The organism is Arthrobacter sp. 05T423, from assembly GCF_056396245.1.
Window position 1 is genome coordinate 1 of the sequence record NZ_JBFTLC010000041.1, and the last position, 25,288, is coordinate 25,288.

The following is a 25,288-nucleotide window of genomic DNA, read 5'->3' on the forward strand; positions in this document are numbered from 1 at the left end:
GGAGTTGTTTGAGGCGGCCGGTGTTCTCCAGCAGCAGTTTCAGAAGGTCCCTTTCTGGGGCTGATTCCGGCAGCAACAGTTGGTTCCGGCGGGCGCGGGTGATGATTTTCCCGGCAATGGAGAACACCCGGTAGCGCCAGCGTTTGATGTCCCAGGCCTTGGCGTGATGGCCGTCCGGGAGGGTAGCGAGCTGGACCCAGGAGACCAGATTGAAGGCGAGGGCGGCGAGGTTCGCCCAGGCCTGGTTCGCTGCGAAATCGAAGAACGGCAGTTTTCCCAGCCCGGTGTTTTTCAGGGTTTTGATCCGGTTCTCACACCGGCCCCGGGCACGGTGTCTGGCATCCAGGAACGGGCCGTGCCAGCGCGGTGAGTTGGTCAACAGTGCGGTGATCCGGTGCCCGTCGACATCGACCAGGGTTGGYTGCGCKCCGGGGTGCAACGGCTCGGCCCGGAGGAACAGTTTGGTGCCCGGCGGGTAGTCGATGAGCGGGATGATGTCGGTGGCGTTGATGACCCACGCGTCGGTGCGKTCGTTCCCGTGYTGGTCCAGGGCSGGCTGCCAGTACTCCTTGTTGGTGATCCAGTCGATCATGTGGGCCTTGCCGAACGGGAGGGTGTAGCTGGTGGAGAAYTGCACGCCGAGGCTGTGCAGGTGCCAGAGGAACTTCCGTGAGGCGCCGGCGCTGTCCGTGCGGACCAGGACCTTCTCTCCGGCCAGCGCCCCGGTGTTGTCGAAGAAGCTCTCGGGCAGTTGGGCCACGGCGGTGTGGAAGACCCGGATGTGGTCCTCGGCRCTGTTCGCTCCGGCGTTGCCYGGCCGYAGCACGCAGGCRAGGAYCTCCCCGGAGCCGTTRCCGGCACCGTAATCGCAGGACGCGATGAACGGGGCAAACCCGTAGCCGCCTTTGTAGGTTCCGGCGACGTTTTCCTTATCGGAGTGCGAGGTCACCAGGGTCGCGTCGATATCGATGAYRAGCGGGTCCGCGGCGGTCGCGGACAGGGCCGGGTTCCGGTTCCCGGCGGCCTCCCAGGCCCGSGTGCGCAGTTCCCGGGTGAGGGTCTCAAAGCCGTAGCTGAAGAGCTCCGGATTGGTCACCGTGCGTTCGAAGAACCGGGACACGGTCGCGTTCGAGGGCAGCTGACCGAAGAGCCCGGGTGATGACCTGAGGATGTCCAGGTCCGAGGCGTGTTCGCCTCCGGCGGCGAGCATCGCTGTCAGGGAACCGAGGATCTTGCCGCAACGGTGCGTCGCGCCGGGAGGAACGAACTGGCCCAGCCGGTCGTCGCACAGCCTGCCGAAACCCAGAGCGTCCATGAAGCCGGTAAGGACCTTCACCCCGGAGTGGGAGACGAGCGACTGGCCGGTGAATGAGACCGGAAGGGACGGGAAAACACGGCTACGATTAGACACCGGAAGGGTGCTCCTTCGCTCGGCAGAATAACGGTCTCGACAACCACTATTTTCCCAGCTCAGAGCACCCTTCCCCTGTTTAAACACGCACCCAGAAACGCCGCCTCATGAAAAGCCGAGGTGTCCGAGACCAGCGCGATGGCCAGGAACGTGGCACCGAGCAGGGCAAGCTGGGCGGGAATGGTGCCGGCTGAATGGTCCACGAACTGGGGGAGGACCGCCACGAAGAACACCACGGACTTCGGATTCGTGGCCCCGACGATGAAGCCTTCGCGCAGAATCCGGCGGGTGGTCGCCGGCTTGGACGGATCCGGGCTCGCGGGGCCGCCCCTGCGGTGCAGCACCGCCTGGATTCCCAGATAGATGAGGTAGGCCGCACCGGCAAACTTCACCAGAGCAGTACCGACTCAGCCAGCACCACGCCGAGCCCCAGGGCCACTCCTGCGATTTGCAGCAGTTCCCCTGCCGCATTGCCCAGGACGCTCAGTAGGCCGCCCCGCCGCCCCAGGGCCAACGACCGTCCAATGACGAACAGGACGCTTGGACCCGGGACGGCGATCAGCAGCGCGGAGACCACGGCAAAGGCCAGGAGATTCTGGAGCGGAAGCATGCCTGATCGTAACGCCGTCTGCAGGCAACCAGCCAGCACCGATGCGCGGCAAACCGCTGGCAGGCTGGAGCACTCGCCTGCACTAACCGCGTGGACCCTGTGGGTTCTCCGCAGCCGGATTGCCTGAGGCCCGGATGTACTCCTCCACAGCCGATTCCGGCACGCGGTAGGACTTGCCGAACCGGTCCGCGGCAAGGGTTCCGGCCCGGACCATCCGGTAGACGGTCATTTTGGAAAGCCGCAGGGCTTCGGCGACCTCCGCAATGGTGAGGTACGCGGTGGGCAGGTTGGCGATGGACATGGGATGGGCTCCTGGTGCTCGTCGGCTGGACTGGCGGGATGACCCGCCTAGTCCGGCCGCCTCAGTTGCCGGTAGTCGTAGAAGTACACCCGGTCCGAGGACCGGATCCCGATCGAGCGGCCGTTCTTGACCACAACGGTGCCTTCGCGCCTGCCGCTGAATGGATCGTCGCCCACCAGGACGTCGCCAACCTTGTAGGGAACGGCGGCTGCGAGTGCCCGCTGCAGAGTCTGGGCCAGGAAGCCCGGTGACCGCCCCGATTGAATATTTTCTGCCGGCGCTCCGGCATGGATTTCCAGCATGAAGACCACTCCTTCGCAGTGTGACCAGTCGTCGAATCACTGGCGGCGCGGGTCCGGGTCATCATCCGGGGGCTGTGCCCCAGCCGGCTGGCACCGTGTATATCCACTCTATGGAGAAATCACATGCGTCACACGAGTAACATCTACCTCATTTATCACACTAAGCACTCGTGTAACAGCCGAGAATTACCTGTCTTTGCCCATTTTTACTACTTGTTTTGCTCCATTCCAGCCGGGCGCGCCGTATTCGTGGAGATGCTACTCATTTCGGCGACCACCGGCAGGGGTGAGGTCTCATCCTCAAGGTGGGCCCGCCGTCGTCCGTTGCCTTTGACCCAGAGCCGGTACGCGACCACCAGCAGTCCCAGCCACACCGCTCCCACATACAGCGCCACGCGCGTGTCCTCGAAGAGACCAAGCACCGCGATCACCACGCCCATGAAGCCGATGGTGAGGACCGAGGCCGCCGGCCACCACGGGGAGGGGAAGTCCGACGCCGGCAGGCCCTTCCGGGCGATCTCGCGTTTCATCGCCACATGGGAGGCGAGGATCATCACCCACACCCAGACCGTGGCGAAGGTGGCGATGGAGGCGATGAGCAGGAACACATCCTCGGGGATGACGGCGTTCAGCACGACTCCCACCAGCAGGATTCCCGTCATCATCACGACGGTCATCCACGGCACGCCGTGCCGCGAAACCCGGCCGAAGCTCTGCGGGGCGTGGCCCTGTTTTGCCAGGCCGAAGAGGATCCGGCCGGCGCCGAAGATGTCGCTGTTGATGGCGGACAGCGCGGCGGTAATCACCACGGCATTGAGGATGTGGGGAGCGGCGGGAATGCCCAGGCCGCTGAAGATCTGGACGAAGGGGCTGCCGCTGCTGCCGATCTCGTTCCACGGAAAGAGGCTCATGAGCACGCCGAGGGTGAGCACGTAGAACAGCAGGACGCGGACCGGCACTGTGTTGACGGCCTTCGGAATCACCTTCTTGGGGTCGGCGGCCTCGCCGGCGGTGATGCCGATTGTCTCAATCCCGCCGAACGCGAACATGACGACGGCGAACGAGGCAAGGAGCCCCTCGAAGCCGTTCGGGAACAGGCCGCCGTGCGCCACCAGGTTGCCCAGGCCCGGGGCGGCCGAGGCGTCGCCGTTCTGGAAGCCGAACACCAGGATGGCCGCGCCGCCCGCGATCATCGCAATAATGGCTGCGACCTTGACCAGCGTGAACCAGAACTCAAGCTCGCCGAAGACCTTCACGCTCAGCAGGTTCAGCGCCGCGAGGAGGAAGATGATGGCCAGAATCCAGACCCACCGCTCCACGTCCGGGAACCAGAAACCCATGTAAATGCTGAAGGCGGTGACATCGGCGATGGCCACGATCGCCATTTCGAAGACGTACGTCCAGCCGGTCACGAAGCCTGCCAGCGGGCCGAGGTAGCGGCTGGCGTACTGTCCGAAGGATCCCGAGACCGGGTGCCGCACGGCCATCTCGCCCAGGGCGCGCATCACCATGAACACGGCGGCGCCGCCGATCATGTAGGCGAACAGCACGGCGGGGCCGGCTTTTTGGATTGCCGAGGCTGAACCGTAGAACAGGCCGGTGCCGATGGCGGAGCCCAGCGCCATGAAGCGGATGTGGCGAACGCTGAGGCCGCGATTCAGGACGGTTTCGACGGCAGTTCCGACGGCGGTTCCGACGGCGGTGCGCGCGGCTGCGACGGCGGCCGTATTTTCGGTGGTGATGCCGTCAGGCGCCACCGTTTCGGCTGTTGTTTGGGCTTGTTGCATGCCAATACCTTCTCGTCATTGGGAGGGGGATCGCTATCCAGCAGACCATGCCCGGAGGAGCTGTGATGAGGCTCACGGGCTCTTGGTGTCTTCGATATCAGACTGTGGGCGCAGCCTGGGGGCTGTGGTTCTCGCAGGCAGGTTGGACAATGTCCGGTATGCCAGACACTGCGCCTCCTGAATAGATCCGAGGGGTGCGGAGAAGGCGCAAGCTTAAGTACGGGATACCGGACACCTTTGGGGGGTATCCCGAAAACACAGCCAAATGACGAGGCTTGGAGGACACATGGCAGGCACGATGACCGCGACGGCGGCTAAGCGGCCGGAAGCAGCCGCAAAAGCGAAAGTTCCCGCCGCGGAAAACACCCTGCGGATTCTCAAATTGTTGGCTTCCAAGCGCGGGCCGATGGCGGCATCGAACATTGCCACCGCATTGGGGCTGCCGCGCTCGAGCGTCTACCACCTCCTCGGCGTCATGGAGGCCAACGGCTTCGTCCTGCACCTGCATGAGGAGCAGCGTTACGGCCTCGGCATCAGCGCCTTCGAACTGAGCTCCGCCTTCTCGCGGCAGGAACCGCTGTCCCGTCTGGGGCGGCCGATGCTGGCATCCCTCGTTGATGTCATCGGCGAAAGCGCACACCTGGCGGTCCTGCACGGCCGGGATGTGCTTTACATCGTCGAGGAGCGCGCCAAGAACCGGCCGTCCCTCGTGACCGACGTCGGCGTCCGGCTGCCGAGCCACCTCACCGCCAGCGGCCGGGCCATCCTTGCCGCGCTGCCGAAGTCGCAGGTCCGCGCGCTCTATCCGAACGCCGCCGCCTTCAGCGCGCGGCATGAGGTGGAGGGCGCCATCATGAAGTACTCGGCCCTGTCCTCGCACCTTGACCAGGTGCGGCAGCGCGGCTACGCCACGGAACACGGGGAGGTGACACCGGGCTTCGGCTCCATCGCCGCCGCTGTCACGGATCACCTGGGATGGCCGACGGCGGCAGTCGCCGTTACGTTCCTCGAGGACAAGCTGCCGGAGGACCAGTGGCCGGTGCTCGCCGCCCGCGTGCAAAAGGTCGCCGACGAGCTCTCGGTGCGCATCCACGGCCGCCCGGCGAAATAGGACCCCAAGTAGGTCGCAGCACAGGGCGTTCTGGGCCGCGAGAACGCCCGGACCTGCTACCGAGTTGGGTCTGGAATACCGGACAGCACCCGGTGGAAACCCCTGTTTGAGCCGGTCCGGAGGGGCTTTAGTTGATACAGAAGCACTTTCGCTCAAACCAAGAATTCCGCAACACGCAACATTTCCCCTACACCACAATCCCGCGACACAAAGGAGCCACCATGGCACCCGCCGATTTCACCACCGGTGCCCGCCCGGTCAAAGCAGCCCGCGGCACCCAGCTCACCGCCAAGTCCTGGCAGACCGAGGCACCGCTGCGCATGCTCATGAACAACCTCGACCCCGAGGTGGCAGAACGCCCCGATGACCTGGTGGTCTACGGCGGTACAGGCCGGGCCGTGCGCTCCTGGGCCGCGTTCGATGCCATCACCCGCACCCTGGAAACCATGGACAATGACGAGACACTGCTGGTCCAGTCCGGCAAGCCGGTGGGCGTCTTCCGCACCAACGAATGGGCACCGCGCGTGCTGCTCGCCAACTCCAACCTCGTCGGCGACTGGGCCACGTGGCCCGAGTTCCGCCGGCTCGAGGCCGAGGGCCTGATGATGTACGGGCAGATGACGGCCGGCTCCTGGATCTACATCGGCACCCAGGGCATCCTGCAGGGCACCTTCGAGACCTTCGCCGCGATCGCCCGCAAGCTCACCGGCGACAGCAACGGCACACTCGCCGGCACGCTGACCCTGACCGGCGGCTGCGGCGGCATGGGCGGCGCCCAGCCTCTCGCCGTCACCCTGAACGAGGGCGCCTGCCTGATTATCGACGTCGACGAGACCCGCCTCCGCCGGCGTGCCGGCAAGCGCTACCTCGACGAGGTGGAGACCGACCTCGACGCCGCCATCGCCAAGGTTCTCAAGGCCAAGGAAGAGCGCCGCGGCTGGTCCGTGGGCTACGTGGGCAACGCCGCCGAGGTCTTCCCGGAACTGCTCCGCCGCCACAAAGCCGGCGAGCTGACCATCGACATCGTCACTGACCAGACGTCCGCCCACGACCCCCTGAGCTACCTGCCGGAGGGCATCTCCGTGGACGAATGGCACCGCGAGGCCGAGGCCGACGCGGAGGGCTTCACCAAGAAGGCCCAGGCCTCGATGGCCAAGCACGTCCAGGCCATGGTCGAGTTCCAGGATGCCGGCGCCGAGGTCTTCGACTACGGAAACTCGATCCGCGACGAAGCCCGCAAAGGCGGCTACAGCCGGGCATTCGAATTCCCCGGCTTCGTCCCGGCCTACATCCGCCCGCTGTTCTGCGAGGGCCTGGGCCCGTTCCGGTGGGTCGCACTCTCCGGCGACCCCGAGGACATCGCCGTCACGGACAAGGCCATCAAGGAGCTGTTCCCGGACAACCAGCATCTGCACCGCTGGATCGACGCCGCCGGCGAGCGCGTCGAATTCGAAGGCCTGCCGGCGCGCATCTGCTGGCTGGGCTACGGCGAACGCGCCAAGGCCGGCCTGCTGTTCAACCAGCTGGTGAAGGAAGGCAAGGTCAAGGCCCCCATCGTGATCGGCCGCGACCACCTGGACTCCGGCTCCGTCGCCTCCCCGTACCGGGAAACGGAAGCCATGGCAGACGGCTCGGACGCCATCGCCGACTGGCCGCTGCTCAACGCCCTGCTCAACACGTCCTCCGGCGCCACCTGGGTTTCCATCCACCACGGCGGGGGAGTGGGCATCGGCCGCTCCATCCACGCAGGCCAGGTCTCCGTCGCCGACGGCACCGACCTCGCCGCGCAGAAGCTTGAGCGGCTCCTCACCAACGACCCCGGCATGGGCGTCATCCGGCATGTCGACGCCGGCTATGACCGCGCCGTCGACGTCGCCAAGGAGCGCGGTGTCCGGATCCCCATGGCAGAGTCGGCAGACTCCGCAGAAGCAGAGAAGTAGGAACATCATGTCTGTACTCACCCACGAACCGCTCACCGTCACCCTCGGCGCCAGCGGTGTCACGCCCGAGGACGTCGTCGCCGTCGCACGCCACAACGCCAGGGTGACCATCTCCCAGGACGCCCTGGACACCGTTGCCAAAGTCCGCGCCCACATCGACGAACTGGCCCACAGCGACGTGCCCGCATACGGCATCTCCACGGGCTTCGGGGCGCTGGCCAACCGCCACATTCCCGGCGAGCTGCGCACCCAGCTGCAGAAGTCGCTGATCCGCAGCCACGCCGCCGGCATGGGCCCGGCGGTGGAACGCGAAGTGGTCCGCGGGATCATGTTCCTGCGTGCCAAGACGCTGGCATCGGGCCGCACCGGTGTCCGGCCCGTGGTCCTGCAGACCATGGTGGATGTGCTCAACGCCGGCATCACCCCGGTGGTCCGCGAGTTCGGCTCGCTGGGCTGCTCCGGCGACCTCGCACCGCTGTCCCACTGCGCGCTGGTCCTCATGGGCGAAGGCGAAGCAACAGGGCCCGACGGCGGACTGTACGGCGGCGCAGGCCAGGGGACGGTTGCCGAGCTGCTCGCCGAACACGGCATCGAGCCGGTGACCCTGGCAGAGAAGGAGGGCCTGGCGCTGGTGAACGGCACAGAGGGCATGCTGGGCATGCTCCTGATGGCCATCGCTGACCTGCGCATGTTGCTGACGACGGCGGACGTCACCGCCGCGCTCAGCGTCGAGGCGCTGCTCGGCACTGATCAGGTGTTCCTGCCCGAGCTGCACGCGGCCCTGCGGCCGCACCCGGGCCAGGCGGCCAGCGCCGAGAACATGCTCCGCGTGCTGTCCGACTCGGCGATCGTGGCTTCGCACCGTGTGGGCGATTCCAGGGTCCAGGACGCGTACTCACTGCGCTGCGCACCCCAGGTTGCCGGCGCCGTCCGGGACACCGTCGACCATGCCGAACTGGTGGCCTCCCGCGAACTCGCGGCAGCGATCGACAACCCTGTGGTTCTGCCTGACGGCCGGGTCAGCTCCAACGGCAACTTCCACGGCGCCCCGGTGGCGTATGTGCTCGACTTCCTGGCCATCGCCGTCGCGGACCTCAGCTCCATTGCCGAACGGCGGACGGACCGCATGCTGGACCCGGCCCGCTCGCACGGACTGCCGGCGTTCCTGGCTGCCGATCCGGGCGTGGACTCCGGCCTGATGATCGCCCAGTACACGCAGGCCGGGCTGGTCTCGGACAACAAGCGGCTTGCGGTGCCCGCCTCCGTCGACTCCATCCCCAGCTCTGCGATGCAGGAGGACCATGTGTCCATGGGCTGGCACGCTGCCCGCAAGCTCAGGAAAGCCGTGGAGAACCTCCGCCGCGTGCTGGCCATCGAACTCGTGACGTCCGCACGGGCGATCGACATGCGCACGCAGCTCTCCGGCGGCCAGCTCACGCCTGGCCCCGCAGGGGCGGCCGTCCTGGAAACGCTGCGGGCCGTCGTTGGCGGTCCCGGCACGGACAGGTTCCTCTCACCCGAACTTGAGGCGGCCGACCGGCTGGTCGCCTCCGGTGCGGTGCGGACGGCAGCCGAATCCGCCGTCGGCAACCTCGCCTGACGGTGAACAAAGTGCACCGCCGGCAATCATTTGCCGGCGGTGCCGAAATACTCTGCAACGCGCCACACGCAGGCCGAAGAGTGTAGTAGAACTAAAGGTGTAGTGAAAGTCACATCAAAGAGGCTGTGGCGGAAGTAGAACATCCACAAAGGGGTAGAAGTTCAAATGAAAGCACGCGGGGCAGTCCTGTCCAGACGCATTGCACACGCAGCTACGGTTTCCGACTGGGGATCGCTGCACGTGGGCGAGCGGGTTGAGATCATCAAGCATGCGCACGTTATTGCGGCGGGCGAGGTGGAAGAAGTCTCACGGAGCGGAAACGTGTTGTGGCTTATCTGCGGCGGAGCGGCGGAATCCCAGCTCTTCCTGAAGTCCGACGGCGTGCAGGTGCGCCGGATGTAATTGGCGGGCTGAAGCCGCGCCGCAGGACGCGAACCGGAAATCAAAAAAGCCCCCGACCTTGGATCATTCGGCAGTTTGGCCGGAATGAGTCCAGGATCGGGGGCTTTTTCGCGTGTTACGCGGCGATGTCCTCGTGTGTTTCACCGAAGGGAACAGACTCGTCCAGCGCCACCGTGTAACGGCCTGGCTCAAGGCGCGTGACCTTGATGCCGCAGGTGCCTTCGCGGGCAGCCGCTTCGATCAGCGTCCCCACCGCGCTTTCCAGGCCGTCGTGGACCTGGTCGGCACTGGTGAAGGCCAGGTGGATGGACCGGGCATCCGCGGAGCGTGAGTCGCTCGTAGGAGCGGTTGGGCGCTCCATAGTTGCTGTGCTCATGTACTGACTTTCTATGATTTTCGCCGGGGGGCAGTAGACCATTCTACCGGTTGACGGCCCAAAGGTAAGATGACTGTCATTTGACAACGATGTTGACGTTAGTTGTCTCATAAACCATTCTGCCGTCCCGAGCCCTGTAGAAGCCATCAGGAGCAGCGCCCGGAGACGCCCCTCTCCTGCTCCCCACGCTAGTGTTGGTCAGGTCTGAAACCGACGGCGCAGGAGGCGACCGTGTTTGAAGGTGCCAGCATCATGTTCGCCGCGGCGGGCGTAGCCGTCTTCGTTGCCGCCATCCTGCCCAAGGCGCTGCGCAATGCCCCCATTTCCATGCCGATGGTCTTCCTGGGCGCCGGGGTTGCGGCCTTCGGCCTGCTGAAGAACCTCCCGGATCCGAGCCCCCTCCGGTATCCGGACCTGACGCTGCACCTGACCGAGGTCTGCGTGATCATCTCGCTGATGGGAGCAGGGCTGGCCCTGGACCGTTCGGTCGGGCGGCGGAACTGGGCCACCACCTGGCGCATGCTCGGAATTGCGATGCCGCTGTGCATGCTCGGCCTGACGCTCCTGGGACTTTGGCTGCTGGGCCTCGGGCTGGCCGCCGCGCTGCTTGTGGCCGCCGCCCTGGCCCCCACCGATCCGGTCCTCGCCTCCGAGGTCCAAGTGGGAGAGCCGGCCGACGAGGAAGAAGGCACCGACCAGGAGGACGAAGTGAGGTTCGCCCTCACCTCGGAGGCGGGGCTTAACGATGGGCTGGCCTTTCCCTTTGTGTACCTGGCCATCGCCATGAGCCTCGTGGGGACGGCGCCGTCGGCATGGTTTCCGGAATGGTTCGGCGTGGACGTCCTGTGGCGCATCGGAATGGGCGTGCTCCTGGGCTACGGAACGGGCAAGGTGCTGGCCCGGCTGTTCTTCTCCGCCAGGCACGACAGCATCCGGCTGTCCAACCACTCCGAGGGCTTCGTTGCGCTGGCCGCCACTTTTCTGGCTTATGGCGTGACCCAGATGATCGAGGGCTACGGCTTCATCGCGGTGTTCGTCTGCGCCGTGACCATCAGGGCGGCGGAGCGCACTCACGGCTACCACCGCATTCTTCACTCCTACGTGGAACAGCTCGAGCGGCTCCTGACAGTGGTCATCCTGGTCCTCTTGGGAGGGGCGATTGCGCGGGGCCTGCTGGCGGACGTCGGCTGGGCCGAGGTGGGCGTGGCGCTGGCCTTCCTGGTCCTGGTCCGTCCGCTGTCCGGCTGGCTGGCACTGGCCCGCGGCAAGACCGGTCCCCGGGAACGGATCGCCATTTCCTTCTTCGGCATCCGGGGCATCGGGTCCCTCTATTACCTTGCCTACGCGCTCGGCCAGGGCGGCTTCGGGGACCAGGCGGAGCGGCTGTGGAGCATCATCGGCCTCGTCGTGGCGATGTCCGTGGTGCTGCACGGTGCCACCACGGCGCCGGTCATGAAGCGCCTCGACCGGCTCCGCGAACGCAGGGCTGCCGAGAAGTTCGGCGACGAGGGCAAGGCGCCGCAGACGCCGGTCTGACCGTATGCGGGGTGAATCGTGCCGGGAGCGGCCAGCATTCTGCTTTCCGTCCGATCGTGTGGTGAGCTTGGATCATGGCAGGCAAAAGATTGATAACCCGTACGGCTCTTGCGTTGGCAAAGTTGCTGGGGTTCGTGCTTGTCAGCTGCCTCTGCGGCGTCCTCGCGGCCAGCTTCCTGGTGCCGGGGGCCGCCCTCGCCGGCACCTCGGTCAGCAAGTCGATTTCCTACTTCAACAGCCTGCCTACCGAGCTGGCGGTGCCCGCCCCGTCGCAGACCACCCGCATGCTGACCGCGGACGGCAAGCTCATCGCCACGTTCTACTCAGAGAACCGGGTTCGTGTGCCCCTGAAGCAGATGTCCCCGTTCATCCGGAAGGCCGTCGTCGCCATCGAGGACAGCCGCTTCTATGAGCACGGCGGCGTGGACACGCAGGGCGTCCTGCGCGCACTGACCAGCAACCTGACCCGCGGTGACCGGCAGGGCGCCTCCACCCTCACCCAGCAGTACGTCACCAATATCGTGAACGAGTCCCTGATTGCCGAGGGCCGTGAGGACCAGGTGGTGCTCAGCGGGCAGAAGACCATGGGGGACAAGCTGCGGGAGATGCGGCTCGCAATGGCACTGGAGAAGAAATTCACCAAGGACCAGATCCTCGAGGGCTACCTTAACATCGTCTTCTTCAACCGCAGCGCCTACGGTATTGAGGCGGCTTCCCAGTATTTCTTCAGTGTTCCGGCCAGCAAGCTGACACTGCCCCAGTCGGCGCTGCTGGCCGGACTGGTGAACAGCCCCAGCTTCTACGATCCGGTGGCCAACCCCAAGAACTCATTGGTGCGCCGCAACCAGGTGCTCGGCGAAATGCTCAAGCAGAAGATGATCACCAAGAAGCAGCATGACGCCGCGGCGGCGTCCGGCGTCGGCGTGAAGGTCAAGCCCTCCCGGCAGGGGTGCGCCGCGGCCACCATGGCCCCGTACTTCTGTGACTACGTGACCCATCTCTTCCTCAACAACCCGGCTTACGGCGCAGACACCGAGGCCCGGGAAAAACGGCTCTTCCGCGGCGGGCTGACCATCACCACCACGCTGGACAGCCGGCTGCAGGCCAAGGCGCAGGCACGGGTCAACGCCACCGCCGGCGCCAATCCGGACAAGTGGGGCGCGTCGCTGGTCACCGTGCAGCCGGGCACCGGCAAGGTCCTGGCGATGGCGCAGAACACGGTGTACCTGCCCCAGCCCGGAAAGTTCGATACCCAGCTGAACTTCAACGTGGACGCCAAGGATGCCACAGGCAACGACCTCAACGGCGCCGGCGGGTTCCAGCCGGGCTCCACCATGAAGCCCTTTACCTTCGCCGAGTGGCTGCACCAGGGCAAAACCATGAGTACGGTGGTGGACGCCTCGAAGCGCGAGTATCCGCTGGGCTTCCACTGGCGGTCCTCGTGTGGCAAGGTGGCCGGCGGCTACAGCACCAAGCAGCGCAGGGCAGGCATGGAAACGGCTGACGACCTGCAGAACGCCTCGGAGGGCTACTACCGGAAGATGCCGGCCGATTACGGGCTCTACAACTCCATCAACACGGCAACCTTTGCCGAGGCCGCGCAGCTGGACTTCTGCGGGATCCAGAACATGGTCAACGCCGTGGGGCTGCGCAGCGGGCTGGATGGAACGCCGGTCAACATGCACCAGCTGGGCAACCTCTTGGGCGGCACCGGGGTGGCTCCGCTGACCATGGCCAATGCATTTGCCACGTTCGCGGCAGACGGACGGTACTGCGTGCCGGTGGCCCTGGCGGGGGTGGCGGACATGGCGGGCAAGAAGCTTCCGGCGCAGGCCCAGGAGTGCAGCGAGACGGTGGAGAAGAACGTGGTCCGCGGCGTGAACAAAGCACTCCAGGACATGCTCAACAAGGGCTCCGGCATCTACATCAATCCCAAGGTGCAGAAGACTGTGCCGGTGGCGGCCAAAACGGGCACCAACAACAGCAACGGCGCCACCTGGGTTCTGGGCTACACCACCGGCCTGGCCACGGCCTCGTTCTTCGGGGACGCCCTCGAGGGCCAGCAGCGTCCGGGACGGAACCTGACCATCAACGGCAAGTTCTACGACCGCATTGACGGCTACATGATCGCGGGCCCGCAGTGGGCGAACTACATGCTCCAAGTGGCGCGGCTGTATCCCGCCGCGGCCTTCCCCAAGCCGCCGGAGTCGATCGTCAGCAAGCCGGCGGCGAAGCCCAAAGCGCCCGCCCGGCATACCCCGAAACCCAAACCCAAGCCCAAGCCCAAGCCCAAGGGTTAGGCGGCACGGGCGACTCTTAGCCCAGCAGGATGCTGAGCAGCCGCGCCGCCACCCGGGCGGTCCGGTTGTCGATGTCGAAGGCCGGGTTCAGTTCGGCCACGTCTGCGTGCAGTAGCTTGCCGCTGGCCACCACCTGGCGGCAGACGGCACTGATCACCGGCAGCGGAACCCCGTACGCCGCGGGGGCGCTGACCCCCGGGGCCACGGCGGCCGGCAGCACGTCCAGGTCGATGGTGAGGTAGAGGACGTCGATCCCGCCGAGGAAATCCGCCACAAAGGCCTCGGCTGCGCCGGCTGTGCAGTCCTCGTCCAGCAGGTATTTCACGCCCAGCTCGTCGGCGGTGGTGAACAGCGCCCGGGTGTTGTTGGGTTCGGAAATTCCGACGACGGCGTACTTCAGTTCGCGCCCAGCGGCCGCTTCCGCACGGGCCATCTGGAGGAACGGGGTCCCGGAACTGGGGGCGGCCTCATCCCTGAGGTCGAAGTGGGCATCGAGGTTGAGGACGCCCAGCCGCTGGCCGTCGCGGACCGCCCGGGACCCTGCCACGCCGAGGTAGCTGGCATACGCGGTCTCGTGGCCGCCACCCAGCAGCACGGTGAGGCGGCCGGCGTCGAGCAGCGCTGCCACGGTGAGGCCCGCGCGGGCCTGGCCGGCTTCCAGTTCGCCGTCGCGGACCACCACATCGCCGGCATCGGCGACCGGCCGCTCCGAGTGGCAGGCGAGGGGGCCCAGCGCGCTCCGGATGGCGGCGGGGGCGGCCGCGGCTCCGGTCCTGCCCTTGTTCCGGCGTACACCCTCATCGCTGCAGAAACCCAGGATCACCGCGGGGAGCTGGCTGGGCACCGGGGTGTTCGGGGCGGCGGGGGTGTTATCGGTGGCCGGGGTTACGGCCTGCCACCACCGGCGGTGGGCGTCGCCGTCGCCGTCGTAACGGCCTGTCCAGGGGCTGGGGTGAACGTCGACCGAAAGCGCGGGAAATTGCATGCTTCAAGCTCACCGCACGGATTCAGCGAAAGCCAGCAGCGCCGCCGTCGTGATGTCTGAAATACCGGAAACCCGGTATTCGGGACGTCCCGGGCTCCTACATGCCCAGCGACTGCTCGATCGGGCCGATGCCGAAGAACAGGACGAAGGCGGCCGCGACCGCCCACATCAGCGGGTGCACTTCTCGGGCACGGCCCTGGAAGGTGCGGATCAGGACGTAGGAGATGAAGCCCGCGCCCAGGCCGTTGGCGATCGAATACGTGAAGGGCATCAGCGTGAACGTGAGGAAGGCGGGCAGGGCGATGCCCCAGTCCTGCCAGTGGATCTTGCTGATCTGGGCCACCATCATGAAGCCGACCACCACCAGGGCGGGGGCCACGGCCTCGAACGGCACGAGGTTGATCAGCGGGGTGAAGAACATGGCCACCAGGAACAGCAGTCCGGTCACGATCGAGGCCAGGCCCGTCCGCGCGCCCTCGCCGATGCCGGCGCCGGATTCGACAAAGATCTGGTTGGAGGACACGGAGGCGCCGCCGCCCACGATGGCACCGAGGGCGTCCACCTGCAGCACGCGGTCAACGTTGGGGATGTTGCCGTCCTTGTCCACGGTTCCGGCCTCGTTGGCCAGGCCCACCATGGTTCCCATCGCGTCGAAGAAGATGCTGAGCAGGATCACGAACGCCAGCAGCGCCGCGGCCACTACGCCCAGATGGCCGAAGGCGCCGATCGGGTTGGCCTTGCCAATCAGGGAGAGATCGGGAGCCGACCATTCGGTGAACTTGGGGGCCACCAGGGACCAGCCCTGCGGGTTGAAGTTCTTGCCGTCGAAGCTGGGTCCGATGTGCAGCGTGAACTCGAGGATGACGGCCAGGATGGTGGAGGCGACGATGCCGATCAGGATGGCGCCCTTGATGTTGCGCACCAGCAGGGCGATGGTCAGGATCAGGCCGAACACGAACACCAGCGTCGGCCATCCCAGGAGCTTGCCGTCGAAGCCGAGGCCCACCGGAACGGTGGTCCCGGCTGCGTCCGGAACGCGCCGCACAAAGCCGGCGTTGACCAGGCCGATGAGGGCGATGAACAGGCCGATTCCCACCACGATTGCGGTCTTGAGCCCGTCCGGAACGGCCCGGAACACGGCTGTCCGGAACCCGGTCAGGACCAGGATCATCATGGTGACGCCGGAGAGGACCACCAGCCCCATCATGTCCGGCCAGGTCAGGCCGGGGTTGGTGGCCACAGTCACGGCCACGAACGCGTTGACTCCCAGGCCGGTGGCCATCGCGAAGGGGTGTTTGGCCCACGCGCCCATGAGGATGGTCAGGATGCCGGCAACAAAGGCGGTGACGGCAGCAACTGCCTGGAAACCCAGTGTGGCGCCGGAGGAATCCGCAGCGGACAGGATCAGGGGGTTCAGCACCACGATGTAGCTCATGGCGAAGAACGTGGCAAAACCGCCACGGATCTCGCGGGAGAGGTTCGACCCCCGTTCGGAAATTTTGAAGTACCGGTCCAGTGCAGAGCCCTGCTTTAACATTAGTCCTCCGGTGAGAGTGTGGGGATTACTTGAATCCTAGTAGGTTGCAAGGTTCCGTTCAGGCAAATTCGCCTAGTCTGTAAGGAAGTCAACACAAGGAGTAGTCCGCCCATGCGTCTCACCCGCCAGCTGCTGTCCGCCCTCGTTGGCGCGCTTGCACTCGTCGCCCTGGTCCTTACTGCCGGGCCTGCTTCTGCGCACGATGTCGCCGAGTCCAGCAGCCCGACGGACGGTGCCACCGTGGCAACGGCTCCGGCCAAGGTCTCGATCACCTTTAACAACACTCCGCTGGGGCTCGGCTCCGAGGTCAAGGTGACGGACGCGGCCGGAACCGACTGGACCGACGGCAAGGTGGAGATCGTGGACAACGTGGCCACGCAGAAGTTGCGGGAAGGTGCGCCTGCGGGGAAGTACACGGTGGTGTGGCGCGTGGTGAGCTCGGATTCCCATCCGATCGAGGGCACGTTCGCCTTCACCGCCACGGCCGCTGCTGCGGGGTCGACGGCGGCGCCGGTCCAGACGCTGGGTACGCCCCAGCCCGGGGAGACCCAGGCGGCGGGGACAGTCCGGGATTCCTCAGAGCCGTTCCCGTGGAGCATCGTGGTGTTTGCGGCCGTGGCTCTCGGTCTGCTCATCACCCTCGGCGTGCTGGCTCGCCGGAGGCTCGGCATCAGTGACGGCGACGAGCCTGAAGATGAGGGCGCCGGGAGCTAGCGCCCCCCTCAGAGAGCCGCGGCTGGAAGTGCCGGGAAGCTTCCGGTCAGCACCGACGGCACGCTGTCCGGGTAGACCTTCGCCGAGATGGCCTGGCCCACCATCTTGGCCTGGCGCAGCACTTCCTTCGGCGTAGGCGTGATGAGCTCGCCCACCCCGACCAGGTATATGCCGATGGCGCGCATGGCCGCGACAAGGTTTGCACCAACGGCGATGCCGAGGTCCGTGAGCATGCGCCGCAACTGGCTGTGGGCGCAGCGCGTGAGGACGATGTGGTCAGCCAGCAGCACACCGTCCGGGGTATGCACGGCCCAGCGGTGCAGGTAAGCCTCCGCCGCCGGGGGTCCCATCTTGTCCAGCGACACCGCAGAGGTGTCGCTGCGGATGTCCAACTGGTGGCTCGACGCGTAGTTGCGCAGGTGCCGGAGGATTTCGTTCCGCTCCTGGTGGGACGCCGCCTCGGCGTCGTCGCACCGCTGCGGCGCGGGCTTTTGGAACCCGCTGCCAGGGGAGTCAAGCCGGCTGACGATGATTGAATCAACGCCCCGGCGTCGGAGTTCGGTGGCGATGGCCAAACCGGGAAGTCCGGTGCCGATGACCACGGTGGTGGTCCGTTCTGCGCCGCTGAGACCAGGCATGCGTGACACTACAACTTCCTCCTCGAGATTTTCGAAGCGCAGGGCATCATTGCCCGTGCGCCGTCCACTGCCCCAGCAAGCAGACACAAGACATCTCCGGACGTGCGGTGAAGCACAATCCGGACCGATGGTGCCTCGACATTACAGAATTTTTTGGTTGCTGGATACCCCTGCCGAAACATTGGTTTGCAGGGCTCTGCGCGGCGTCACCGGGCCGCCTCGGGGAGTGCCGGCAAGGCAGCCAAAGCAGTGCCCGCAGGGTGCCGGGAAGTGGCAGGAAACAGGCTTCGGATAGGGCAGTGGCGCCCCTCGGGGGCCGCTTGCTAAGACGTTGACGACCGAGAATAGTTGGTCTTAAGCGCAGGCTGTGCATAACCGGGAACCGGACGGCCTGCCGGTGCCGGCTAGAGACGCTGCTTCTGGCAGAATAGCCGCATCATCAGGCAGTATCGCGAGGAGGCGGACCGAATGGACGCACACGAATTGCATCCCGACCCGGCACGGGATGGCGGTGCCCGGCGCGTGAGACCCGAAGGAATCGCGGTCGGCGTCGACGGTTCGGACCACGGCCAGTGCGCCCTCGTGTGGGCTGCCCGTGAAGCCGAACGCCGCCGTCGTCCCCTCCATATAGTCACCGCCTACTCGGTGCCCATCTTTGCCGCCTCCGGCCTCGATGGCGGTTATGCCACCGTGGACGACTCGGTGATCCGGGAAGGCGCCGAAGCCATCCTGCAGCACGCCGTGGACAAGGTGGCCGGCTACAACATCAACGTGAGCGCATCGGTCGAGAACGGGGACGCGTCGGGCGTATTGCTCGACCTGTCTGAAACCGCAGAGCTGCTGGTGTTCGGGACGCGGGGGCGGGGTGGCTTTGTAGGGCGGCTCCTCGGTTCCGTGAGTAGCGCGCTTCCGGCCCACGCCAAGTGCCCCACGGTGACGGTTCCGCTGATCTGCTCCGACCGTCTGGGCGAGACCACCCAGGACAAACACATCCGGGCCGAGCAGGCCAAGGCCGGGCACGGCCCCGTGGAAAAGGTAGTGGCGGTGGGCGTCGACGGGTCGGAGCAGGCCCGCGTTGCCGTCCTGGAAGCAGCAGAGCAGGCCGAGCGCCTGGGTGCGCCGCTGCGCGTGATCTGCGCCGTACCGCAGTACAGCGGATCCCTTGCCTGGGTTCCGGCCCCCCTGGACCGGGAAGCGCTGTTCGCCGATATCCAGGTCCAGCTCAAGGCCGGTGTGGCCTGGCTCCAGAGCCACTTCCCGCGGCTGGCCATTGAGACCCGGCTGCTGGACGGTTCGCCCGTGGATGTGCTGGTGGAGGCCAGCCGGCACGTTGAACTGGTAGTCGTGGGAACCCGCGGCCGCGGCGGCTTTACCGGCATGCTCCTGGGGTCGACGTCGGACGGCGTCCTGCACCACGCCAAGAGCCCCGTGATGGTGGTTCCGGACCGGGACGACCACCGGCTCGCGGACCGTGCCAGCTTCGGACCGATGCTCGGCGCCTCGTAGCGCATGAGCGGGCTGGTGCTCGGCCTCGGGGACCTCAGCGCCTCCATGTTGCCGCAGGTTGGCGGAAAAGCAGCCAACCTCGGCGAGCTGATTGGGGCCGGCCTCCCCGTGCCCGACGGGTTTTGCCTGACCACCGAGGCCTACGTCCAGGCTGTGGAACCGCTGGGGCTCGCCGAGGTGCACCGTGCCCTCCAGGACACCCCGGCCGCTGACCTCGAGACGCTCGCCGGCCTGGCTGCCAGGGCCCGCAGCCTGATCTCCGCGGCAGAACTCCCGACGGCGATTGCCGGGGACGTGCTCACGGCCTACCGGACGCTGGACGGCGTTCCGGTCGCAGTGAGGTCCTCGGCCACGGCCGAGGACCTTCCCTTCGCCAGCTTTGCCGGCCAGCAGGACACCTACCTGAACATCATCGACGCCGTGGCACTGCTGGACGCCGTCCGGAAGTGCTGGGCGTCGCTCTGGACCGACCGGGCGGTGGCGTACCGAGCCAGCCGCAACATCGACCCCGCAACGGTGGCCCTCGCCGTCGTCGTCCAGCGCATGGTGGACGCCGAGGCAGCGGGGGTCATGTTCACCGCCAACCCGGTCACCGGCAGGCGCCGGGAAGCTGTGATCGACGCGAGCCCCGGGCTCGGCGAGGCCGTGGTGTCAGGTGCCGTCAATCCCGACCACTTTGTGGTGGACACCGCCTCCGGTACCATCCTGGAGCGCCGGCCGGGGGACAAGCGGACGGCTGTCCGGCCGCTGCCCGGCGGGGGCACCGAATATGTCGATCAAAGTGCGGCGAACCAGCCCTGCCTGACCGACGCGCAGATCCGGGAACTGGCGGCGCTGGGGAGCAGGGCCGAGGCCCACTACGGCGCCCCGCAGGATACGGAGTGGGCGCTCGACGGCGCCGGGAAAGTCTGGCTGACCCAGTCCCGGCCCATCACCACGCTCTACCCCCTACCGGAGAATGACCCTCTCCCGGAGAGCGACCTGGAAGCCCGGAGCCGGGACGGGGGTGTTCGGGTCTACCTGTGCTTCAGCCTCGCCCAGGGCCTCACCCGGCCGCTGACCCCGATGGGACTTGCCGCGCTCCGGCAAATAGGATCTTCGGTTGCTGTCGCTGCGGGTTTTGACGTTCCGGATCCCCGCACCGGGCCGCCGCCGTACGTCGAAGCCGGACAGCGCATCTTCATCGACCTGACCGCGGCCGCACGTAGCACTGTGGGCCGCCGGATTATCCCGAACGTCTTCGACGTCATGGAGGCCCGCTCCGCGAAAGTCCTGCGCAGCGTGTTCGACGACCCGCGACTCTCCATCACCCGGCGCACGCCGTGGGACCTCCTCAAGCATGTGGTCCCCATCGCTGCCCGCGCCCGAGTGCCGGAAGCAGCGATCCGGGCTCTGGTCCGTCCGGAGGCGGCACTCAAACGCCTGACCCGCTTCACCACGGAGTTCAACGCGACGCTGGAACTGCCGCAGGGTGCTTCCCCGCGCGCGCGGCTAAACCACGCCGAGGGGATACTGGGGCGGCTCTTCCCGAACCTTCCGGCCGTGCTCCCGCTGGCGGGCCTGGCCTTCGCCATGCTCGGCTTTGCCGGAAAACTCCTTGGCGCCGGAAAACTCTTTGGCGCCGGGGAGGACGGAACCGCAAGCGGCGGGGCCGGCGCCGGGCGAAGCAAAAACGTCGACCTCCAGCCCGTGCTCCGCGGACTGCCCAACAACGTGACAACCGAGATGGACCTCGAGCTGTGGCGGGTCGCCACCAGGATCAGGGCCGACGCCGAATCGCTGGACGTGCTCACCTGCCATCCTCCTGCCGTGCTGGCGCAGCGCTTCGCCGCCGGCGAGCTGCCCGTCGCGGCCCAGGCAGGTCTGGCAGGATTCCTGGCGAGCTACGGCCACCGGGCCGTCGCCGAGATCGACGTCGGCATGCCCCGGTGGCGGGACGACCCCACCCACATCCTGGGCGTCCTCGCCAATTATCTTCGGCTGGAGGACCCTGAGCGCGCGCCCGACCGCCAGTTCGCCGAGGCAGCAGCCGAAGCGGAGGAACAAATTGAGCGGCTCGTTGCCGAGGCCCGTTCCAGGGGCCGCCTCCGTGCCGTAGCCGTCCGGGCGGCACTGCGGCGGGCAAGGCTTTTCGCCGGGTTGCGCGAACTTCCCAAGTTTCAGATCGTCCTGGCGCTGGCCGAGGTCCGGAAGCAACTGGCCGAGGTGGGCGCCGTGCTGGCGGAACAGAAACGGATCGCGCGGGCAGAGGACATCTTCTTCCTGGACTTTGCTGAAGCGAACCAGGCGCTGGATGGTGCCGACATGCAGGATCTCGTGGCGCAGCGGCAGGGGGCCTATTACGTGGAACTGGAGCGGCGGCACATTCCGCGGATGCTGCTCTCCGACGGAACGGAGCCGGAGACGCTGCTGACCGCCGCCGGAACCGCAGCCGGGGCACTGACCGGGAGCCCGGCGTCGGCGGGGACGGTGACGGCGCCTGCCCGCGTCATCCTCGACCCTGTGGGCGCGCACCTGGAGCCGGGGGAGATCCTCGTGGCGCCGTCCACCGATCCGGGCTGGACCCCGCTGTTCCTCACTGCGGGCGGCCTGGTCATGGAGATGGGCGGCCCCAACTCCCACGGCGCGGTGGTGGCCCGGGAATACGGCATCCCGGCCGTTGTCGGCGTTGCTGACGCCACTTCAGCGCTCAAGACGGGCCAGGAAGTGACGGTCGACGGCGGAGCGGGCACCGTGGTGCCGCTGGCTTAGGGGCGGTCGTTTGCAGGCTTCCCGCGCCGGCACCGGCTCTCCGTGCGCTCGAAGTCCTCCCGGTCCATCAGCGGCAGCCTGTACAGCCAGCGGATCGAACGCTCCAGCCCCACCTTCGCGCCCAGGAACTACAGCGCCATGGCGCCCAGATAGGCCCCCAGCGTCCTGTCTGGCCCACCAGCCGGTACTGCGAAAGCGGGCGGCCCGCCGGGGGCTGCCACATGCGGTGCCGAGGCGTACTCTGAGGATATGAGCTGCGACGTCGGAGCGGAGTTGACATGACTGCCATCTGGTTGCGGTGGACACCTGCCGTGGCCGTACCTGCTGTTATAGCGGCCGGAGTCCTGGCGGGGTCCTTGCCCGCGAGCGCCCGGAATCCTCTGCCTGAGAAGACGCCGGCCCAGGTGCTGGCGATGATCGGGCAACACCAGACCAAGTCCTTCTCCGGCACGGTGGAGCAGTCCTCCGAACTCGGACTGCCGGACGTTCCCCAGGTGGGGCCCACTTCAGGCGCCGGCACGGGCTCCCTTGCAGAGCTGCTCACAGGGCCGCACAGCGCCCGCGTCTACGCCGATGGATCAACCAAGGCCCGCATCCAGGTGATGGACCGGATGGCCGAGCGGGACGCCGTCCGGCACGGCAATGAGCTGTGGCTGTACAACTCCAAGGACAACACGGCCACGCACGTCACGCTTCCAACATCGGCGTCGAAGGAATCCCGCAGCCAGGACATGCCGGCGGGTGTGGCAACGCCGGAGGACCTGGCCGCCAAGATACTTGACAATCTGGACAGCAGCACCGACATCGCGGTGGCCGGGGACACCACGGTGGCAGGCCGGGCGGCCTACAACCTGGTCCTCACACCGCGGTCGGAGGTGACCCTGGTGGGGTCCGTGGCCATGGCCGTGGATGGTGAGAACGGCATGCCGCTGAGCGTGGAGGTGCGGGCCCGCGGTCAGCAGGAGCCTGCGTTCCGGACGGCATTCTCCAGCCTGACGGTGGGCGCTCCCGACGCAGCCCTGTTCAACTTCTCGCCGCCGCCGGGTGCCTCTGTGAAGGAAGTTGCGGTGCCGGCAAAGGCGCATACGAAAGACTTGGCTGACAAGGATCGCGCCGATAAGAATCTGCGCGCCCATGCCCCGAGCGTCACCGGCTCCGGCTGGGAGCGGATCGTCGGCATCCCGGCCCCGTCGGCCTCCACCCCGTCCGCTTCCCGCGAGTCTGGAAAGCAATCGGCGGACAGGCTGCTCAATGATCCCCTGCTTCGCCAGGCGACCGTCACCGTCCAGGGTGGCCGCGCCATCTCCACGTCGCTGGTCAATGTCCTGCTGACCGACGACGGCCGGACGTTTGTTGGCGCCGTACCCTTGGAGCGGCTCCAGGCCGCCGCTGCCGCGAGGTGACAGCCGCTGGCCGCGCTCTAGCGCTAGAAACCCATGGGCTGAGCAAGCGGTTCGGCCACCAGCTGGCGGTCAACAGCATCGACCTCGCCGTGCCCAGAGGCTCGGTCTTCGGCTTCCTCGGGCCCAACGGTTCCGGCAAGACCACCACCATCCGCATGATGCTGGGCCTGGCCGCCCCGACGGCGGGTGAGGTCAGGGTCCTCGGGCTGGACATGCCGCGGGAGCTGGATGAGGTCCTGCCCCGGGTAGGCGCGCTGGTGGAGGGACCGGCCTTCTATCCGTTCCTCTCCGGCACGGCAAATCTGCACCGCCTGGATGCGGCAGACCGCCACGCTGCGCCATCCACCCGCCGCGCGCGGGTGGCTGAAGCGCTGGAACGCGTGGGGCTTTCCCATGCCGCCCGTAAGAAGGTGCGGGCCTACTCGCTCGGCATGAAGCAGCGGCTGGGGATCGCCAACGCGCTGCTGGCACGCCGCGAACTGCTGGTCCTGGACGAACCCACCAACGGGCTGGATCCCCAGGGAACCCGGGAGGTCCGCAACCTGGTGCGGTCCCTCGCCGCCGACGGCGCCACCGTGTTCGTGTCCAGCCACCTGCTCGCCGAAGTGGAGCAAATCTGCACGCACGCGGCGATCATGAGTGCCGGCCGGCTGGTGGCCCAAGGACCGCTGGCCGAACTCCGCCAGGCGGGCACCGCGCAGCTCCGCCTGGTGACGCCCGACGCCGGTACCGCCTCGGGCGTTTTGGCGCGGTTCGGTTTTTCCCCGGTTGTGGGGCATCCCGATGGCGCGGACGCCGTCATCACCTCCAGCCTTGCCGTTGGTGCAGGATTTGACGGCACAGCAGGACTTTCGGGTATTGCACGGCTTTCAGGCGGGGCGGGGCTCTCGGCTGGGGCGGGTGCCCCGGCCGCAAACGGAGGCGTGGCCCCGGAAACTATCGTCGCTGCCCTGGTGGCGGACGGGGTGCGTGTCCGCGGGTTCACGGTGGAGCGTGGCAGCCTCGAGGACCGTTTTGTGGCTTTGACGGGGGAGGGCTTCGATGTCGCACAGTGACCAGCCGGCGGTGCATGGATCAGCCATGCAGGAACCGGAATCACAAGGACCGGGAGCGCAGGAGCTCGGATTGCAGGAACCCGGATTGCAGGAACCCGGATTGCAGGAACCGGGAGCGCCGGAACCGGATGGACACGAGCCCGCGGCGGAGCGGCTGTCCGTTCAGCAAGGCGCGGCGCCGGGCATCACGCGCCGGCCGTCGAGCGGCTCGCTGCTCGCCTCCGAAATGAAGCAGCTTTTCCGGCGCCGCAGGACCCAGGCGATGCTGCTGGCGCTGGCCGCTATCCCGGTGGTGATTGCCGTCGTCGTCCGCGTTTCCTCTGCCGTTCCGCCGGGGAGGGGGCCTGCTTTTCTGGACCGGATCAGCCAGAACGGGCTGTTCGTGGCCGTCACCGCCATGCTTGTTTCGGTTCCGCTGTTCCTTCCCCTGACCATCGGCGTGGTCGCGGGGGACACCATTGCCGGGGAAGCGGGGCTGGGCACGTTGCGGTACCTGCTGGTGGCTCCGGCCGGCAGGGTGCGCCTGCTGCTGGTGAAGTATGCCGGGGCGGCTGTGTTTTGTATTTCCGCCCCGCTGGCAGTGGCGCTCGCCGGAGCAGGCATCGGCTGGGCCCTCTTCCCGGTGGGACCGGTGGCCCTCCTCTCGGGCGACCTGGTGGAACCGGACGAGGCGCTGGTCAGGATGCTGCTGATCGCCGCCTATCAGGCCTTGTCGCTGCTGGGCTTGTCGGCCATCGGGCTGTTTCTGTCCACGCTGACCGATGTGCCGGTAGGCGCCATGGCCGCCACCATCATCCTGTCCGTCGCGTCACAGGTGCTCGACCAGTTGCCACAGCTGGAGTGGCTGCACCCGTGGCTGTTCACGCATTACTGGTTCGGCTTCGCAGACCTGCTCCGCCAGCCCATCGGCTGGGACTCATTCGGTGACAACGCCCTGCTGCAAGCGGGCTACATCGCGGTGTTCGGCGCGCTGGCCTACGGCAGGTTCGTGAGCAAGGACGTGCTGTCCTAGGGATCCCTGCC

20 protein-coding genes and 2 pseudogenes are annotated in these 25,288 nt (G+C 67.0%); 12 read left to right on the forward strand and 10 right to left on the reverse strand.

Features of this window, described 5'->3' with window-relative positions:
• The 5 genes and pseudogenes from AC1DFE_RS21480 to AC1DFE_RS21500 all read right to left on the reverse strand — a co-directional run.
• A partial coding sequence (locus AC1DFE_RS21480) for an IS1380 family transposase (RefSeq protein ID WP_476907883.1) occupies positions 1 to 1,411 on the reverse strand: 1,411 nt, incomplete at its 3' end.
• A 119-nt stretch (positions 1,412 to 1,530) separates the two neighbouring features.
• A pseudogene (locus AC1DFE_RS21485) lies at positions 1,531 to 2,021 on the reverse strand (LysE family translocator); the annotation flags it as partial.
• An 82-nt stretch (positions 2,022 to 2,103) separates the two neighbouring features.
• The gene (locus AC1DFE_RS21490) at positions 2,104 to 2,322 is read right to left on the reverse strand and encodes a helix-turn-helix domain-containing protein (protein ID WP_476907884.1); all 219 of its coding nucleotides are present in this window, start codon (positions 2,320 to 2,322) and stop codon (positions 2,104 to 2,106) included.
• A 47-nt stretch (positions 2,323 to 2,369) separates the two neighbouring features.
• Positions 2,370 to 2,624, reverse strand: coding sequence for a hypothetical protein (locus AC1DFE_RS21495; RefSeq protein ID WP_476907885.1), 255 nt, complete (start codon positions 2,622 to 2,624; stop codon positions 2,370 to 2,372).
• Positions 2,625 to 2,833: 209 nt separating this feature from the next.
• On the reverse strand, positions 2,834 to 4,411 hold the full coding sequence (locus AC1DFE_RS21500) for an amino acid permease (protein ID WP_476907886.1): 1,578 nt from the start codon (positions 4,409 to 4,411) through the stop codon (positions 2,834 to 2,836).
• Between the two features lie 286 nt (positions 4,412 to 4,697).
• Here AC1DFE_RS21500 and AC1DFE_RS21505 point away from each other — a divergent pair, with 286 nt between their 5' ends.
• From AC1DFE_RS21505 to AC1DFE_RS21520, 4 genes are all read left to right on the forward strand, one after another.
• Positions 4,698 to 5,522 (forward strand): IclR family transcriptional regulator, encoded by an 825-nt coding sequence (locus AC1DFE_RS21505; protein ID WP_476907887.1) that lies wholly within the window; start codon positions 4,698 to 4,700, stop codon positions 5,520 to 5,522.
• A gap of 221 nt (positions 5,523 to 5,743) precedes the next feature.
• Positions 5,744 to 7,462, forward strand: a complete 1,719-nt coding sequence (gene hutU, locus AC1DFE_RS21510; protein WP_476907888.1) for a urocanate hydratase — start codon at positions 5,744 to 5,746, stop codon at positions 7,460 to 7,462.
• Positions 7,463 to 7,469: 7 nt separating this feature from the next.
• Positions 7,470 to 9,062: a histidine ammonia-lyase gene (gene hutH, locus AC1DFE_RS21515; protein WP_476907889.1), complete on the forward strand. Its 1,593-nt coding sequence runs from the start codon at positions 7,470 to 7,472 to the stop codon at positions 9,060 to 9,062.
• 165 nt (positions 9,063 to 9,227) lie between these two features.
• Entirely contained in the window at positions 9,228 to 9,464 is a 237-nt protein-coding gene (locus AC1DFE_RS21520; RefSeq protein ID WP_476907890.1) for a hypothetical protein, read from the forward strand.
• A 115-nt stretch (positions 9,465 to 9,579) separates the two neighbouring features.
• Here the strand turns inward: AC1DFE_RS21520 and AC1DFE_RS21525 are convergent, their stop codons facing one another.
• Positions 9,580 to 9,840: a hypothetical protein gene (locus tag AC1DFE_RS21525; protein WP_476907891.1), complete on the reverse strand. Its 261-nt coding sequence runs from the start codon at positions 9,838 to 9,840 to the stop codon at positions 9,580 to 9,582.
• 231 nt (positions 9,841 to 10,071) lie between these two features.
• On the opposite strand from AC1DFE_RS21525, the gene AC1DFE_RS21530 reads away from it, so the two are divergent.
• Both AC1DFE_RS21530 and AC1DFE_RS21535 read left to right on the forward strand, forming a co-directional pair.
• On the forward strand, positions 10,072 to 11,376 hold the full coding sequence (locus AC1DFE_RS21530; RefSeq protein ID WP_476907892.1) for a cation:proton antiporter: 1,305 nt from the start codon (positions 10,072 to 10,074) through the stop codon (positions 11,374 to 11,376).
• 74 nt (positions 11,377 to 11,450) lie between these two features.
• Positions 11,451 to 13,676 (forward strand): transglycosylase domain-containing protein, encoded by a 2,226-nt coding sequence (locus tag AC1DFE_RS21535; protein WP_476907893.1) that lies wholly within the window; start codon positions 11,451 to 11,453, stop codon positions 13,674 to 13,676.
• A 16-nt stretch (positions 13,677 to 13,692) separates the two neighbouring features.
• On the opposite strand, the gene hutG is transcribed toward AC1DFE_RS21535, so the two are convergent.
• Complete coding sequence (gene hutG / locus AC1DFE_RS21540) at positions 13,693 to 14,661, reverse strand: formimidoylglutamase (protein ID WP_476907894.1); 969 nt, start codon at positions 14,659 to 14,661, stop codon at positions 13,693 to 13,695.
• 97 nt (positions 14,662 to 14,758) lie between these two features.
• The gene (locus AC1DFE_RS21545; RefSeq protein WP_476907895.1) at positions 14,759 to 16,198 is read right to left on the reverse strand and encodes an NCS2 family permease; all 1,440 of its coding nucleotides are present in this window, start codon (positions 16,196 to 16,198) and stop codon (positions 14,759 to 14,761) included.
• Between the two features lie 111 nt (positions 16,199 to 16,309).
• Here AC1DFE_RS21545 and AC1DFE_RS21550 point away from each other — a divergent pair, with 111 nt between their 5' ends.
• Positions 16,310 to 16,912 (forward strand): copper resistance CopC family protein, encoded by a 603-nt coding sequence (locus AC1DFE_RS21550; protein ID WP_476907896.1) that lies wholly within the window; start codon positions 16,310 to 16,312, stop codon positions 16,910 to 16,912.
• 8 nt (positions 16,913 to 16,920) lie between these two features.
• Here the strand turns inward: AC1DFE_RS21550 and AC1DFE_RS21555 are convergent, their stop codons facing one another.
• Complete coding sequence (locus AC1DFE_RS21555; RefSeq protein WP_476907914.1) at positions 16,921 to 17,550, reverse strand: FAD-dependent monooxygenase; 630 nt, start codon at positions 17,548 to 17,550, stop codon at positions 16,921 to 16,923.
• Positions 17,551 to 18,018: 468 nt separating this feature from the next.
• Between AC1DFE_RS21555 and AC1DFE_RS21560 the strand changes: the two genes are divergently transcribed.
• Together AC1DFE_RS21560 and AC1DFE_RS21565 are read left to right on the forward strand one after the other, a co-directional pair.
• The gene (locus AC1DFE_RS21560) at positions 18,019 to 19,056 is read left to right on the forward strand and encodes a universal stress protein (protein ID WP_476907897.1); all 1,038 of its coding nucleotides are present in this window, start codon (positions 18,019 to 18,021) and stop codon (positions 19,054 to 19,056) included.
• 3 nt (positions 19,057 to 19,059) lie between these two features.
• On the forward strand, positions 19,060 to 21,807 hold the full coding sequence (locus tag AC1DFE_RS21565) for a PEP/pyruvate-binding domain-containing protein (RefSeq protein ID WP_476907898.1): 2,748 nt from the start codon (positions 19,060 to 19,062) through the stop codon (positions 21,805 to 21,807).
• Positions 21,808 to 21,830: 23 nt separating this feature from the next.
• Here the strand turns inward: AC1DFE_RS21565 and AC1DFE_RS21570 are convergent.
• Positions 21,831 to 21,971 (reverse strand): annotated as a pseudogene (locus tag AC1DFE_RS21570) (DedA family protein); the annotation flags it as partial.
• A 114-nt stretch (positions 21,972 to 22,085) separates the two neighbouring features.
• Between AC1DFE_RS21570 and AC1DFE_RS21575 the strand changes: the two are divergent.
• The 3 genes from AC1DFE_RS21575 to AC1DFE_RS21585 all read left to right on the forward strand — a co-directional run bounded on the left by AC1DFE_RS21575 (position 22,086) and on the right by AC1DFE_RS21585 (position 25,277).
• On the forward strand, positions 22,086 to 23,210 hold the full coding sequence (locus AC1DFE_RS21575; protein WP_476907899.1) for a LolA family protein: 1,125 nt from the start codon (positions 22,086 to 22,088) through the stop codon (positions 23,208 to 23,210).
• Positions 23,207 to 24,265, forward strand: coding sequence for an ABC transporter ATP-binding protein (locus tag AC1DFE_RS21580; RefSeq protein ID WP_476907900.1), 1,059 nt, complete (start codon positions 23,207 to 23,209; stop codon positions 24,263 to 24,265). Before AC1DFE_RS21575 ends, AC1DFE_RS21580 begins: the two co-directional genes overlap by 4 nt.
• Positions 24,266 to 24,491: 226 nt before the next feature.
• Positions 24,492 to 25,277, forward strand: coding sequence for an ABC transporter permease (locus AC1DFE_RS21585; protein WP_476907915.1), 786 nt, complete (start codon positions 24,492 to 24,494; stop codon positions 25,275 to 25,277).
• Positions 25,278 to 25,288 lie beyond the last annotated feature (11 nt).

Coding starts and splice junctions, on each gene's coding strand:
- AC1DFE_RS21575 (WP_476907899.1), top strand. CDS start 22,086: ATGACTGCCATCTGGTTGCGGTGGACACCTGCCGTGGCCGTACCTGCT.
- AC1DFE_RS21535 (WP_476907893.1), top strand. CDS start 11,451: ATGGCAGGCAAAAGATTGATAACCCGTACGGCTCTTGCGTTGGCAAAG.
- AC1DFE_RS21545 (WP_476907895.1), bottom strand. CDS start 16,198: ATGTTAAAGCAGGGCTCTGCACTGGACCGGTACTTCAAAATTTCCGAA.
- hutU (WP_476907888.1), top strand. CDS start 5,744: ATGGCACCCGCCGATTTCACCACCGGTGCCCGCCCGGTCAAAGCAGCC.
- AC1DFE_RS21500 (WP_476907886.1), bottom strand. CDS start 4,411: ATGCAACAAGCCCAAACAACAGCCGAAACGGTGGCGCCTGACGGCATC.
- AC1DFE_RS21555 (WP_476907914.1), bottom strand. CDS start 17,550: ATGCCTGGTCTCAGCGGCGCAGAACGGACCACCACCGTGGTCATCGGC.
- AC1DFE_RS21560 (WP_476907897.1), top strand. CDS start 18,019: ATGGACGCACACGAATTGCATCCCGACCCGGCACGGGATGGCGGTGCC.
- AC1DFE_RS21565 (WP_476907898.1), top strand. CDS start 19,060: ATGAGCGGGCTGGTGCTCGGCCTCGGGGACCTCAGCGCCTCCATGTTG.
- AC1DFE_RS21525 (WP_476907891.1), bottom strand. CDS start 9,840: ATGAGCACAGCAACTATGGAGCGCCCAACCGCTCCTACGAGCGACTCA.
- hutG (WP_476907894.1), bottom strand. CDS start 14,661: ATGCAATTTCCCGCGCTTTCGGTCGACGTTCACCCCAGCCCCTGGACA.
- AC1DFE_RS21495 (WP_476907885.1), bottom strand. CDS start 2,624: ATGCTGGAAATCCATGCCGGAGCGCCGGCAGAAAATATTCAATCGGGG.
- hutH (WP_476907889.1), top strand. CDS start 7,470: ATGTCTGTACTCACCCACGAACCGCTCACCGTCACCCTCGGCGCCAGC.
- AC1DFE_RS21520 (WP_476907890.1), top strand. CDS start 9,228: ATGAAAGCACGCGGGGCAGTCCTGTCCAGACGCATTGCACACGCAGCT.
- AC1DFE_RS21505 (WP_476907887.1), top strand. CDS start 4,698: ATGGCAGGCACGATGACCGCGACGGCGGCTAAGCGGCCGGAAGCAGCC.
- AC1DFE_RS21585 (WP_476907915.1), top strand. CDS start 24,492: ATGAAGCAGCTTTTCCGGCGCCGCAGGACCCAGGCGATGCTGCTGGCG.
- AC1DFE_RS21550 (WP_476907896.1), top strand. CDS start 16,310: ATGCGTCTCACCCGCCAGCTGCTGTCCGCCCTCGTTGGCGCGCTTGCA.
- AC1DFE_RS21490 (WP_476907884.1), bottom strand. CDS start 2,322: ATGTCCATCGCCAACCTGCCCACCGCGTACCTCACCATTGCGGAGGTC.